Below are 14,195 nucleotides of genomic sequence, written 5' to 3'. Positions count from 1 at the left end.
TTGCATCAATTATACATGGACCACACGTTCCCCGGGCTCCAATCGTATCCGAGTAGTCCCGTGTTATACAAAGGGATTACCCCGGCAATATCGGAAGCATTCGACTGCACCGTACCGACGTGGCCGTCAAAAAACAGAATATTGCAATTCCGGCCATGGTTCGGAGACGCGTTCCCCTGATTAGCTCCGCTTTGAGGCCATGAATAGACCTCGTGCCACCCGACACTCCGTACGCTTTCTTGCCCCGTCATTAGGGAATCGAGAATTTGAGCCTTCTGGGAAGGCTTGCGAATATGACTGCTGCTCAGCGCACTAAGCCGTGTGGAGGTACTAGTCTGCCAAGCATACATATTCTGTCCATAAATATTATTCCAGTAGCTCCAGGTGATATCCTCATTCGTGGGGATAAAGTCCGGTTTATACTGTACGGGGCAATACATAGTGGGGACCGTTCTCAGATAGTTCAGCCGATAAAACTGATATCCCCAGCTCCCTCGCGTAGCGCCGGACCAGTTGGCTTCCGTCTCCGCGAAGACCTTGTTGTCGTTTTGGTACAGATTGCTTGCCAATCCGACCTGCTTCAAATTTGAGACGCAGGAGGAGCTCTTGGCTCTTTCCCGTGCCTGGTTAAGCGCGGGCAGCAACATTGCGGCGAGAATCGCGATGATGGCGATCACCACGAGCAGTTCTATCAATGTAAAATTCCTGAATTCTCGAGTAGACATTATCGTATCTCCTTGATTGCGGGTTGTTAAATTGCCGTTAATGTCAGCGGGATCAAATCCTTTCAGTCCTTGGAGGAGCATTCGATGCTGCATTCCTACATCATTCAGAGGTATCATATTTTCTTCCTCCTGAATCCGTGAAATTTTGTCTTTGTTTTTTCATTCGGATTCAAACTTTGTTTTTTTGCCGGATTTTCCGGCGTTTTCTGTTCTGATTTCTGTTTCGGTTTCCGTCAAATTTCGTTGCTTGCCAGGCCTCGATTATCGTTCAGCAAGGCTCCCACCATGGCGATGCCCCCTGTGGCTATAATCTCTTCCCTGCTTTGCGTAAAACATTTTTTCTTCCAAACCGGCAAAAGCCGTATTCACATCAGGTTCTGGCGGCTGTCAAGTGGCAAACGGAATAAAAGCGACCCACGGGAGCGATTATGCCGGATTGTTGCTTGACTGCCGGCGGGTTCTGATGTATCTCTCTCCAATTCACCCACAAATTTCCGCGAAGAGCCCGTAATTCTAAACCGATTTGCCATCGTTTCTCCTATCGGGTTGAGTAAGTCCATGATGCGATTACCATACATAATATACTGCAAACCAGCAACTTTTTCAACTATTCCATCCTTGAATCCTCCGATTATTTCACGGCTTCAGGTTCCTCTCAATTTGAGCGGTTGTAAACCGCGCTTTTGTTGTACAACACTTAATTATACTCTCGCCTCCAGATAAAAAAAGCCATGAAATGAAAAATGAGACCTGACTTGATATAATCAATGCAATTTGCCCTTGAATTCAATTTTCGAGACCGTATATTGATTACATGGAGCTGGCTGACGCAGTACGGAATGTGCTACAATGACGACGCGGAGGCGAAGGCGAATTCCGTGGATTTGCGGCTTGGGCCTTCGGGCGAGTACCGCCAGCGCGACAAGGCGGTTGAGGATGACAAGCTTCTGAATATGTCCCAGATCGTCCAACAGCTCCGGCGTTTGCGAATCCTCCCGGCGAAAAACCGCACGGATACGCGGAAAGGCATTTATCAGTCCGGTTCCGGCGAAGTGCTGCTTGACACCGACAAGAATGAGATCACAGTGGTCTCGCCGCAGCTGGAGATGTGTGTGGTCAAAACGGATCATCCGATGCCGATGGGGGCGGCGACCTTGAAATCGGCCGGCATCCCGGTGGGACTTGCGGTCGTTTCGCTGGATGAAAACAGTCCGCTGGCGAAAGCTGGGCGCATTCTGCTGGTCGTGACGACGGATGCCCTCAACAGCGGACAGACGTTTACCAGCGACAAGCGGTTGGAACAGGTGGACAAGGGCCGACTTCCGGTGCTGCTGCGCTGCGGGAAATTCGAATTTACTTTGAATAACCCCATGTCATCACCGAAACTGTACGCGCTGAATATGGCCGGGGATCGGATTGAAAGCATTCCGGTTGCGGCAAAGGACGGTCAACTTCATTTCACCATCGACACCACAAAACTCAAGGAGCCGGCAGTCTTTTTTGAGCTGACAGGCGAGTGATAAACGTCTGCGCGCCGGTTGCACGATAACCGGCGCGCGCGGTGTTGTCATACGGAGTTTACTCCATTGACGGCTTTTGTGATTTACAAGACGGGGGGCCTCTGACTGCCTTGTACTTTCCGAATGCCTGCTGGCCTCCATCGAAAAAAAGAAGTCGATGTATTTCGCGGTACATGGACCGCATGCGGAATCTGCGTACGAAGTTCTTTGCCTTTTTTATTCAGGTATTGATAATTCAGCGGACTCCTTGTTACGGCAATCTGACGATTCTCCAATACATCATTCAACCTGAACAAAGCTAATCGGTAGCATCTGAATGTCGTACTGCAGAGGTGGCGAATACAATCTTCCAGCCAATCAATTATTAACTCTTGGGAATATTCGATATTCTTCTCTATCATATATTCCTTAAACAAACGAAAGCATCGCTTGTTCATGTATATGATGCTGGAAGCACAATGCCTCTTGGTTAGATGATTAATTACTTGATTTGCCGCCCGGTCATAGTCTTGATACATAAATCACCTCCTGTAAAATTAGGTGATTTACTATACCACACAAAAACATTATCCTCAGGATTTGGCATGAAAAACAGATAAATTAAGCAGGAATCGCCAAATCCTGAGAGTAGCCAGATGATGAGGATAAGGCCGGATATTCTAACATTAGAATATCCGGCCGAACGCCTCAACCGGGGAATTGCGATCATCCGAAAGAACTGCCTCTTTGCCGGAAACGAAGCCGGTGGGCAGCGTCTCGCAATCCTGTATTCATTCGCTGCAACATGCAAAGCGAACGGCATCTGCTTTCGCAAGTGGCTCGAAGACGTTCTGCCGCGTTTGAATTCCACTCCGGCAGGACAGATTGATTCGCTGATCCCAGAGGCAAAGCAAAGTTGTCAATGAGCTCAGGCTCATTATTATGAAGAGAGAATGCCGTCTGGTGCTCAAACGCCAGATGGCATCACCTTTTCCTGTTCTAATCTTTTCAAAACTCTATCGCCGATATTTTCCTTTACCATGGGGCTCACTGGGCATACACGCCGCAAGCCGCCGAAAAGTGCTGAAAGAGTTTCGCGGCGAATGGTTCGGCGCTCACATTACCTATCCCGGAAAGTACCGGAATCCGTAAAGGGACTCCGCCGCCGGAGCGATTGAAATCGCTGAAAAAGAGATTTGGACGCATCTTGACGGACTGGTTCGGCAGTCCAGCGAGGGATACGTTGCATACGGGAGGCTCCGCCAAGTCACGTTTGTCGTCTGTAATCGCTCAGGAACAAATGTGCGCAAAACTTCGGACACTACCGAGCAGAGTGAAGCATATTTCTTTGTTTGAAAAAAGTGCGATATTCAGTTGGAGAACGGCCGGTATGCTTTTTCATGAATCGAGAAAGATAGAATTCCGAACTGAAAGCAAGTTTTCCCGCCACCTCTCTCAAAGTAATTGACGGATCAGCAAGAAGAGCCATTACTTTCCGCAGAAGTATATTGGTCAGATATGTTTTTGGTGTTAGCTTAAACCTGTTTTTGAATCTTCTGCGGAAAACATCCGCATTCATTTCCATTTTTTCAGCCAGTGATTCCACTGTCATTAACGCATTGCATTGTTCAGAAATAAACGGCAGCAATCGGTCTAAAATCGGATCGGATTTTTGCATTTCACTCTCGGTTCCTTCCGGCCAATGTTTCAAAAAGAAATCCAGCAGCAAAGCGCGGATGCGGCAAACTTGCCGCATTGCATTTTCATCCTGCCAAATCCGGGCCATTTCCTGAATCATTGCAGAGGCGTCTCCTTCAAGGCATTGAGAATTTTCCGAATTGAAAAGATCTATCCCTGGAAATTTTTCAAAACCAACATGAAATGTATAATACATAATTCCAGGTTGGAGACAGTAATCAGCCGCTTGCCCGCTTGGAATAAAATAAAAATGATTTTCCTTCAGAATACGGGAAAAACCAATTCCGTTGTCGATAAAACTCTCTCCTGAATTATCGCTTTCAAATACAAGAACCAAAATATTGTAAGGGAAAACGCATCTGTCATGAAACGACAGGCGTTCTTTGCGGAGAAGATGCAGAACAATCATGTTCGATGCATTGAACAACGAGAGATGACTTTTATCTTCAATGTCGGGAAAGTGCATGATTTCCATTATAAAAATCCATTCCTTTTGCCTTTTTTTGATATATAATAATATACAAAGAAATTACAAAAAAACAAAGAGCGGTTCAAATGAAAAAAAAATGATCTTGACTTTACCGGAAAGACAGCAATCGTTACCGGAGGAAGGCGCGGTATCGGTCGGGCCATAGCGTTGGCGTATGCCGAACATGGCGCAGAAGTGGCAGTCATTGCAAAGAACCATGATGGAAGCGGGATTCTTGCCGATCTGGAAAAAACAGGAACGCCGGGACATTATTTTTCATGCGACATCGGTGACGAATCGTCACGCCGCGGCTTAATCGCCGAAGTCGTGAAACAATTGGGAGGGCGGCTTGATATTCTGGTGAACAACGCAGGAATGCAATTCGTTGAAACCATAGAAAACTGTACTGAAGACAACTGGAAAAAAAGCGAAGCGCTTATGCTGGATGCTCCCTATGACTTTTCCAGGCAGGCGATCCCCTTTATGAAAGCCCAACACAATGGAAAGATAATCCTGATCTCGTCCATTTGCGCCATACGGGAAGGCGGTGGAAACTTCGGCTATGGAGTCATGAAAGCCGGAGTCGCCGCCATGGCCCGCTGCATGGCGAATTCGCTTGCTCAATACAACATCCAGGTCAATGCGATCGCTCCCGGTATTATTCGTACTGATCTGACAGAGCGGCAAGGTTGTTTTGAGGATCAGCGTTACAAGTCCATTATTCAGAAATATCCGGCCGGACGTCTGGGAGAACCGGAGGAAATCGCCGGAGTCGCTTTGTTTCTCGGCAGTAACTTGAGTTCATTTATGGATGGGCAGCTGTTGGTTGTAGATGGCGGCTTTTCCGGTAATTAACAGAAATATGGAGTTTTTTTATGAAATACGCAGAAATCAAACGGGAATGGGGAAATTACTATCGTGGGATATCATCCCATTGTGTCTCAAGGCCGTTCAACCCTCTGAAAAAGGAGATGGACGCTTTCGCGGAGGCCAATTCCGGTCTTTCCCCCATGATGCTCAAGGCCGGACAATATGAAATCATCGCCGATAAATTCATACCGGTTTTGCTGCCGCATAATCCGTTTTTCTTTGAAACCGGTCTGAAAATGGCGGAATATGATGGCTGCGTTAATCTGAGTTCCGGCGGCTGGTTGTATTTACGCAATGTGGCGCTGTATTCAGATTCTCCGGAAAAGGCCGCAGATTACAGGCGGTACTGCTATGGCGATTTGATCGGTCTGCATCTGTCGTACGGGCCGTACTATGATTACGATCACCACTGTTTCCCGTTCTCCAACATGCTGGAACTGGGATTGTCCGGTATATTGAAGCGTCTTGAAGAGGGACATGCCAGAAATACGGAACCGGAAAAAGCCGAATTCTATGAAGCCGCCCGGCGCGGCATTCTGGCGGTTCGGAAAATCGCCGAAAAGTTTGCCGCCGCCGCAGAGGAGAAACTCGCCTCGGCCGAATCTCCGGAGGAAAGGAAAAATCTGGAACGGATACGGACGGCCGCACGCCGGATACCGTGGAATCCGCCGCAGACATTTTACGAAGGCCTGGAATGCCTTTGGTTCTTCCATGAGCTCGGCAGTGTTCTCGACGGCATCGGCATGTCCGTTCTGGGGTCTCCCGACCGCCAGCTTATCCGGCTTTACCGCCGGGATATTCAGGAGAAACGCCTGACTGAAGCGGAAGCCTACGAACTGATCTGCCTGTATATGCTTCAGACGGACAGCAAACTTGATTTCGACCGTCCGATTGAGGGGCAGTTCAACGCCGGAGAACAGGGAGACACGCTGATTCTTGGCGGTCTGGATGAGAGCGGCAATGATGTGACCAATGAACTCACCTTCCTTTTTCTGAAGGCGCATCGCGAATTGAAACTGACCTATCCCAAAATTCATATCCGTTTCAGTTCCAGGACGCCGGCAGTTCTGTTCCAGGAGGCGGCCAAAGACTTTCTGGCCGACCGGAACGTGCTGTCGTTTCTGAACGACGACATTGTCATCCCGTCCCAGATCATGGCGGGCAAAACGCCTGAAAGCGCAGCAAGGTATGTGGCGGGCGGCTGCTGGGAGAACATTCTGGAGGGATATGAGCACAGTCAGGGCGCCAACAGCTATTTCAGTCTCGGAAAATGCGTTGATCTGAGTATCCATGAGGAGAATGAGGATGAAAAGTCACTTGAACTGCCGTTCCGGAAACTTGACGGCGCCACTTCGTTCGAGGGGGTCTATTCCATTGTAATGGATAATATAAAACTGGCGCTGCATCAGCTTTTCAGCATCCAGCAGAAATATGGCGCTCTGTGGACGCAGGTCAATCCCTGTCCGTTTTTCTCCGCCTGTCTGAACGGCTGCGCCGAAAGCGGCCGGGACTATTCCGCGGGCGGAGCATGTTACAGTCCGCATGGCATTCCGTTCACCGGGGTTGCGGTACTGGTAGATTCCCTGCTCGCGCTGAAGACGATCTGTTTCGGAGAAAATCCCGTTCCGCTGCCGCGCCTCCTCGCAGTGATCCGCAATGACTGGCGTGATGCGGAGGCGCTGCGCTGCCGGGCTATGGCTTCTCCGCATCTGGGCGACGGCAAGGGGGAAGCCGCACGGTTGACGGCTCGCATTCTCAATGACCTAGCGGATTATGTCGCCGGTTTCCGCAACGAATTGGGCGGAATATATCAGTGCGGGCTCTACAGTTACCGTGATATCATCGACTGGGCGAAGGTCACCCGGGCGACACCGGATGGCCGCAGAGCCGGAGATTTTCTCTCGCAGGGACTGACCCCGGCGCGGACGCACGCCGATGCCGTAACGCAGGTATTCTCCGACACGGCGTCGTTGCCGCTGCTCCGCTTCCCGGCCAATTCCGTGCTGACCTTGAGCCTGTCGAAGAACGGTCTGACGGAGGCGCTGCTGAGCGGGTTCCTGAAAGCGTGGGTACTTGTCCGCGGAAGCGGTATGCTGCAGCTGAACTGCATCAGCCGGGAAGAGCTTGAGGATGCGCAGAAAAATCCGCAGAATCATGCTTCGCTGATTGTCCGGCTCTACGGATATTCCGCAAAATTCATCACGCTTTCAGAAGAAAAGCAGCGTGAATTCATCTCCCGCAACATATACTGAGAGATGCCGCCTGATATGACCGCTGCTGATACAAAAATCTTTGATATCGGACACTTCTCCGTGCATGACGGGCCGGGCATCCGCACGACTGTGTTTCTGAAAGGATGTCCTTTACGGTGCCTCTGGTGCCATAACCCGGAATCGCAGTCAGAAAAAAGTGAAATATTCTTTACCCCGTCCCGGTGTGTGGGCTGCGGAGCGTGTTTCACTGTCTGCCCGGCGTCATGCCACCGCATGGAAAACAAGATGCATCTCTTTGACCGGAAACGATGCACGCAATGCGGGATTTGCGCCGCAAACTGTCCCGCCGGCGCCCTTGAGTTGTGCGGCAGGCATCTTTCACCGGAAGAAGTCATGGCGGAAGTTCTGAAAGACCGGGTTTTTTATGAAACTTCAGGCGGCGGCATGACGGTTTCCGGCGGGGAGCCGCTGGCGCACTTCGATTATCTGTTCCACCTGCTTTCACTGGCCCGGAAGGAGAAAATCCATACCTGCGTTGAAACATCCGGCTATGCTTCGTTCGAGCATATCCGCGCCCTGATTCCGCTGGTCAGTCTGTGGCTGTGGGATTTCAAGGCTTCCGAAGCGGATCACCGCAGGCTTACCGGCGTGGAGGCGGAGCGGATCCGCGGCAACCTGCGAAAGCTCGATGCGTGCGGCGCGCCGCTGGTTTTACGTTGCCCATGGATTCCGGAGATCAACGATTCCTCCGCTTACAGCGAGGAACTTCTTGAAATCTCGGCAGAGCTGAAAAGTGTCAGGAGAATTGAAATCGAACCCTACCAGCCATTAGGAGAGGACAAATATAAGCGTCTGGGACGGCCATTGCTCTGTGAAGCGAAATTCCCTTCAAAAAAGGCGAGCGGGGATTACCTGAAATTCCTTCAGAACCGGACAAACATCCCGGTCGTCGAGGGGTAACAACAAGCCGTCCGAACGCCTCACCTGGAACATCCGAAAGAACTGCCTCTTTGCCGGAAACGAAGCCGGTGGGCAGCGTCTCGCAATCCTGTTATGTAAAAGTCAAGGGGCTGAACCCTCTATTTTACGTTTTTTGTTTATTTTCTTTGTTAGACCCTCATTTTTGCCTTATGAGACAAAAAAACTCCATCTGCAATTTCTTGCAGTTTTATTTCAAAACTTGTAACTGTTTTGCTTTCTCAATCAAAAAATCGGACACTGTTATTGGCAACGGATCGATTTTGAATCCTCGCATTTTGCTGTTCCATTCAAAAAATAGTATTCGCAAACTGTATTTAAGCTCACATCCTGAGCAAGGATAGACTACACGACATACTATCAAAAACCGAACATTCTGTTGACAGCAAAACAGATCAAAACGAAAGAATCAGAACTTACTTGTTCTAACTGATCCAAACGCAATCGGCATAGTCGCTTTTAGGACGTCCTTTTACGCCTTTAATATTGCGGGCATTCACCAAGCAAGTATCGAAACCCTCATTTTTCAGCATTTCAAATACAGGAATCCAATAGATTCCTGTTGCTTCCATGGCTACTGCCGTCACCTTTTTCTCCTTCAGATAGGCGACTAACTTACGTAATTCACCAGTTAATGTCCCGAAGGTTTTTACTTCCGGTTCATGATTGTCTTGGAACCCTCCCGGACATACCCAGATTTCTTCTTTGTGTAAATCCAAACCGGCGGCATTCGGATTGAGCATTTCCAAATTCTTCCGATACCTGCGTTCAAAATCTTCTTTGAGGGGCTTGCTTGATGAAATTGTATTCATGGCCTTAACACCGAGGATGTTGATTGATGTTCCTCGGATCCTCCTGTTGTAATATTGCAGAAAATTCCACCTTTGCAAGGCCACTGGACTTTGCATGCAGATTAAACCCAAGTTTCCACGCTTTTGCGGAAGCGTGCGCTACCGAAACGCTGGGCGCTTACTTTGCAACGACAGAATCCGGTTTTGACCTGATTGAAGTCGATACGGCGACCGAAACCGACCCCGGAGTTCGATTGTCGGCGACCCTGCGGGTGGATCTCTCTGGCACCCGGATCGAATTTTATGAGTTCGCCATATTCTGATGGTTCATAAATTCGTCTCTGAACGCATTGAAAAATTTTGTGGTTGGATTTACATTGTATCATCGTAATCAATGTAGACTGGAAGGCGATCATGAAGTTCGTTATTGCACCCGACTGCATGCTTGATTCGACCGGATCGCCGCCGGTGCGGATTGGGTGATTACCGGGGAGGGCAGGAGTGACGAACAAAGTTTGAAAGGGAAACTGTGCGGAGTCATTGCGCGACGCGCCAGAAGGGCGGGGGGGGCGACAATTCTGGTATCCGGTGCATTAGGCCGTGATTTCCGTGACCCGGATCATCTGTTTGCCGCCGCCTTCAGCATCGCCGCCGGTCCCGGCCCGTTTGCGGAAGCATTGACACAAACTCGCGAGAATTTAGTACGAATGGGGCGCAATCTTGCCGGAATCATCGCCCGGCCGTGAACTCTTCGGCCGGGCGATGGGGGTCAGCGGACGGTTTCGCTGTTGTAGTCGCCTTTATCGGAACGGAATGGAACTGCCGGGAACCCCGCGCCGTTCATCAAGTTGCAATCGCCGCGGTATCCGGCATAGGCATAGCGAACCCGCACCGGCTCGGTGATGACCGGCGAAGAAACCAAAACCGTATCCCCGTCGATTTCGGCTTCGGCCCATTGCAGTTTGCCGTCTTTGCCCGCCAGTGCAAACGCGCCGGGGGCTTTGCCGTCACGGGTGCAAAGACCGCCTTCCGTATGCTTGAAAAAGACGCGAGCCTTACCATTCTCAACGACAAAGCGATCGAATTCCGGCCCCTGTGAAACTCTCTGCATTGCATAGACCATCCGTTCCGCTTCACAGGCCAGACGGTAGCCGAGAGTCTTTTTATCGCTGGGGTGAATGTCATACTGGTCACCGATATCCATCGTCACCGCCATGCCGACGTTATCGTAGAGTTTTGGCATTTCAGCCTGGATTTCCCGGGTGAGCGCATAAGGCGGATTCTCTTCGGGCTCCTGCTGCTGCCAGCGATTCTCTTCTCCACGGTTTTCCGGACAGTGTTCCGCAAAGCCGGCAAGTTGAACCAGAAAGAAGGGCAGTTCCGGCTCGTTCCACTGTTGGCGCCAGTCTTCGATCAGATAACGGTGGTGTACATAGTAATCTTTTCTGCCGGTATTGTTACAGCCCTGATACCAGATGACTCCACGCACCGGATACTTGAACCAGGGATACATCATACCATTGAACAGCGTACAGGGAATATTCTGTTCGACTACTTCCACCGTCGGCCGGATCCCGATTTTTTCGAGATCCGCGAGGAAAGCTATTTTTGCGCGCCACTGCGTCAATGCAACCTGCTGCTCCGGGTGCCCCGTCACCGTAATTTTGACCGGGCGCTCCGGAGTGAACCCGCCAGAACTGTAATGGTTGTCGTTGATGACCGCCAGAACATTACGGCCTGCTTTGGCGACTCCGGCCGGAATGGTATAGGTGCGTCTTACCGACCAGTAGGCCGGCACGTCAACATACGTCTTGCCGATCAGAACACCGTTCAGATAGGTCTCATCCACATCGTTTAACGTGCCGAGAGAGAGGGTCAGCTCCTTGCCGGCCATCTCCCGGGGAAGTTCGAAGGCGCAGCGGAAGATCTTTTCTCCGGGAACAAGAAGAGGGAAGATCAGTGAATTACTTTCCCAATCGGAGTCATCGAAATCCGGTTGCAACCAAGCGGTATATTCGGTCTTTCCCTCCTCCCGACAGGCATTGTAACGTTGAAGCCAGGCGTTGAATTCCGTTTCAAAATCGCCTTTTTCATCGGACTTCGAAGCAGCCAAAAGATCACGTTTCCGCAGAAATTCCCGACACCCTTCCTGTTCATATTTTTCACGGGAAATCCAGGCTTCGATATCGGTGCCGCCCCAGGCGGTCGAAATCAAACCGATCGGAATGTTCAAGTCCTGCATCAGTTTACGGCCGAAGAAAAAGCCGCAGGCACTGAAACTTTCAACGCTTTTGGGGGTGCAGAGCTCCCAGCCGGGACCGTTTTCATCGATCAGAGGCTGGTCTGGCGACATCCGGCGATCCAGGATGGAATTAAAAAGCCGCAGTTGCGGGTAGTTTGATGCCGCGGCGACCGCCTCGCCGTCGGCGGAACGCCAGGATGGAGTTTCGCTCCAAACGGGCATTTCCATGTTGGATTGGCCGGAGCACATCCATACGTCCCCGATCAGGATATCGTTCAAGGTTACAACCGGGGACTCTTCATCGCCGCTGAGTTCGGCGGCATAGGGGCCGCCCGCTTCCAGTGCCGGAAATTCGGCGTGCCAGACGCCGTTGGCATCCGCCGCAACAGTGGTGCTCTTTCCGGCGAACGCTAATGTGATGAACTTCTCCGCGTCGGCAGTACCCGAGAATAGGATAGGACGCTGCCGCTGCAATACCATGTGTGAGCCGAAAATTTTGTAGAAATTAAATTTTTTTGCCGTTTTCATCGAATCTTGAATCCTGTTTTTGTTGATTCGTTGTCAAAAATTCCATAATCCTAATTCCGTGAACGAATCACCGTGATTCCTTCACATTTGTTGTTTTGCTGTAAAAAACAGCTCTTTTCTTCGATTTGCAAGGTGATTTTTGGTAAAAACGATTTGCGCGATCCTTTTTTATGAGCTTTTTTTCGTTTTGCGCCAAAAAATAACTGCAAATCCCGATTTTTAGACGTAATCCTCCTGTGTTTTGTTTGACTTCACCTCCATCTTGAGTTGTAATTTGTATTGATTATAAACATTTTGTGGGTCTTCACGGGAATTTGTGGGTGAATCGGAGTGAGATACATCAGAACCCGCCATCAGTCAAGCAACAATCCGGCATAATCGCTCCCGTTGGTCGCTTTTATTCCGTTTGCCACTTGACAGCCGCCAGAACCTGATGTAAATACGACTTTTGCCGGTTTGGAAGAAAAAATGTTTTTTTCATCCACCCCCCCTAATAAGTATCAAGAAAATCATCCGTCATTTTGCCAGAAATGACGGAAATATCCGTCACTTTATTTTGACTGTCAGAAAAATTACGCTCAAAATGAGCATATTATCCCCATAAATTCTGGTGAAGAGGCCATTTTGTTATTGTCCCAAATTTTGTGAAGAACACTTGTAATTTCCAACGCCGATGACGACGTTGCCGATAATATCCATGCGTTTTTGCCAGTAGTCCTCCCATGCTCCGGCGTTGGCAAACCGTTTCAATATGATTCTCGCAACTTTCGTTACGCCTTTGTCGCTCCACCCGTAGGCAATCTTCTTGATCCTGCGGCCCAATTCCCGGCTAACTCTTTCGACCATCGACGAGGCTCTGGGAGAGATCAGTCCCCATTTCAGCCAGCGGCGAACGTAGCCGAACATGCCGATTTTCGCCCGACGCATATAGGTCGCCGCCGCCTCGTAACCGTGCCCTTGAAAATATCCGATCAGTTGGTCTATGGCCGCTTCGGTTTTCTCCATTCTCGCCTCAATATCGCTTTTTTCCTGCTCGGAAACCGATTGAAAATCCTCTTGCGGCAATTCGATCGCCAACGCTCCGGCCAATGCGTCCTGAATTGGTTTTGAATCCGCCTTGCGTCCGCCGTCCTGGTACATTGCGTGGTACAAATCCCGATTGATGTGCCAGTGGCAGCGTTGCTGTTCCGAAGCGTATTCGGCAAATGCTTCGGATAATCCCAGTTCGCCATCGCAGATCAGAATGCTGCCGTCCGGGAGCTTCATCTCTTGCTCTTTTCATTGCTTATTGATCGTGTCCCAACTGGTTCCAGCCCAACTTCCCAGTGGGAAGATTTCTCCCTTTTGGGTAATGCCGATGACTACTTTCAAATCGCCTTTGCGTGCCTTGCCGTCACGCCCTTCGCCCTTGAAGCCGGTTCCGTCAGGCATGATCTGAATCGGAACGGAACCGATCACCTGCCTGGAAAGATCGATTTCATCGCAATCCGTTCGTAATACCCAGCCATGCGCGGTATGAAATGACACCGGTAATTTGCCATCACGCGCCAAATCTCGAACGGCTCGACGATAATTTGTTTCGCTCGCGGCTTCGATCACCAACTTTTCCAGTTCATTGGTTTTCGTCTGATAACGCCCCAGATGAATGAACCGCTGCAGCGGCGAGAACGTCTTGCCGCAAGCGGAACAACTCACCCGCCAAAACGACATTTTGAACTCGCCAAGACTGGTGCGAATCCGACGCTCAAAGCTGCCATTCATGCGGAGGTGGCCGCTGTCACAACACTTCACCGCATCCGTTTTGCCATGAAAGATTCGGTACATCAGAATCTCTTGAACCATCTGCAAGATCATCTTCAGCAGCTCGCCGAAAGCCTTGCGTTCATACACATCGCCCAGTTTTACCACGAGTTCGTCCAAAGAAAAACCAGTCTCTGATTGACAAAACGATAGATCCATGCTAATCTTACCTTGCATCTGCTTTCCCTTTATGTTGAGTCGTTGAGTAAACTCAAAATAAAGGGCAGATGCAACTTTGTCAAGCAACACGTCCCATCACAAAATTTGGGACATTAACAATTTATAATCTAAAGTTTTCCTGAAACTGGTTCAATGAGAAGTACTATACAACGGAGAAAATGGAAAAGCAAGCAGAAAATCCGTGGGAGCTGAAAGATTTTCT

11 protein-coding genes and 1 pseudogene are annotated in these 14,195 nt (G+C 49.9%); 7 read left to right on the top strand and 5 right to left on the bottom strand.

From position 1 onward, the window contains the following. Positions 1-5 precede the first annotated feature (5 nt). Positions 6-842: a prepilin-type N-terminal cleavage/methylation domain-containing protein gene (locus C8D82_RS22205; RefSeq protein ID WP_116885719.1), complete on the bottom strand. Its 837-nt coding sequence runs from the start codon at positions 840-842 to the stop codon at positions 6-8. 722 nt (positions 843-1,564) lie between these two features. Between C8D82_RS22205 and C8D82_RS18205 the strand changes: the two genes are divergently transcribed. Together C8D82_RS18205 and C8D82_RS18200 are read left to right on the top strand one after the other, a co-directional pair. Continuing rightward, positions 1,565-2,245, top strand: a complete 681-nt coding sequence (locus C8D82_RS18205; RefSeq protein WP_116885718.1) for a hypothetical protein — start codon at positions 1,565-1,567, stop codon at positions 2,243-2,245. A gap of 635 nt (positions 2,246-2,880) precedes the next feature. After that, positions 2,881-3,150 carry a transposase domain-containing protein gene (locus tag C8D82_RS18200; protein WP_116885717.1) on the top strand — a complete coding sequence of 90 codons (270 nt, stop codon included), beginning with the start codon at positions 2,881-2,883 and terminating at the stop codon, positions 3,148-3,150. 395 nt (positions 3,151-3,545) lie between these two features. Here C8D82_RS18200 and C8D82_RS18195 read toward each other — a convergent pair whose 3' ends face one another. After that, positions 3,546-4,397 carry a helix-turn-helix domain-containing protein gene (locus tag C8D82_RS18195; protein ID WP_116885716.1) on the bottom strand — a complete coding sequence of 284 codons (852 nt, stop codon included), beginning with the start codon at positions 4,395-4,397 and terminating at the stop codon, positions 3,546-3,548. 120 nt (positions 4,398-4,517) lie between these two features. On the opposite strand from C8D82_RS18195, the gene C8D82_RS18190 reads away from it, so the two are divergent. From C8D82_RS18190 to C8D82_RS18180, 3 genes are read left to right on the top strand one after another with little or no spacing between them, the layout of a single operon-like run. Further along, entirely contained in the window at positions 4,518-5,246 is a 729-nt protein-coding gene (locus tag C8D82_RS18190) for an SDR family NAD(P)-dependent oxidoreductase (protein ID WP_116885715.1), read from the top strand. A gap of 20 nt (positions 5,247-5,266) precedes the next feature. Further along, positions 5,267-7,513 carry a pyruvate formate lyase family protein gene (locus C8D82_RS18185; RefSeq protein WP_116885714.1) on the top strand — a complete coding sequence of 749 codons (2,247 nt, stop codon included), beginning with the start codon at positions 5,267-5,269 and terminating at the stop codon, positions 7,511-7,513. Positions 7,514-7,516: 3 nt separating this feature from the next. Then, on the top strand, positions 7,517-8,434 hold the full coding sequence (locus C8D82_RS18180) for a glycyl-radical enzyme activating protein (protein ID WP_116885713.1): 918 nt from the start codon (positions 7,517-7,519) through the stop codon (positions 8,432-8,434). Between the two features lie 443 nt (positions 8,435-8,877). Here C8D82_RS18180 and C8D82_RS18175 read toward each other — a convergent pair whose 3' ends face one another. Beyond that, positions 8,878-9,264: an IS110 family transposase gene (locus tag C8D82_RS18175; RefSeq protein ID WP_165833186.1), complete on the bottom strand. Its 387-nt coding sequence runs from the start codon at positions 9,262-9,264 to the stop codon at positions 8,878-8,880. 26 nt (positions 9,265-9,290) lie between these two features. On the opposite strand from C8D82_RS18175, the gene C8D82_RS21410 reads away from it, so the two are divergent. Both C8D82_RS21410 and C8D82_RS18170 read left to right on the top strand, forming a co-directional pair. Further along, the gene (locus tag C8D82_RS21410) at positions 9,291-9,566 is read left to right on the top strand and encodes a hypothetical protein (protein WP_165833185.1); all 276 of its coding nucleotides are present in this window, start codon (positions 9,291-9,293) and stop codon (positions 9,564-9,566) included. 135 nt (positions 9,567-9,701) lie between these two features. After that, positions 9,702-9,989 carry a glycerate kinase gene (locus C8D82_RS18170; protein WP_116885711.1) on the top strand — a complete coding sequence of 96 codons (288 nt, stop codon included), beginning with the start codon at positions 9,702-9,704 and terminating at the stop codon, positions 9,987-9,989. 23 nt (positions 9,990-10,012) lie between these two features. Here C8D82_RS18170 and C8D82_RS18165 read toward each other — a convergent pair whose 3' ends face one another. Both C8D82_RS18165 and C8D82_RS22405 read right to left on the bottom strand, forming a co-directional pair. Further along, entirely contained in the window at positions 10,013-12,013 is a 2,001-nt protein-coding gene (locus C8D82_RS18165; protein WP_116885710.1) for a sialate O-acetylesterase, read from the bottom strand. 627 nt (positions 12,014-12,640) lie between these two features. Beyond that, positions 12,641-13,990: pseudogene (locus tag C8D82_RS22405) on the bottom strand (ISH6 family transposase). Between the last annotated feature and the right edge of the window lie 205 nt (positions 13,991-14,195).

Source organism: Victivallis vadensis, assembly GCF_003096415.1.
GTDB lineage: Bacteria > Verrucomicrobiota > Lentisphaeria > Victivallales > Victivallaceae > Victivallis > Victivallis vadensis.
This window is presented reverse-complemented; position numbering and strand designations above follow the sequence as displayed.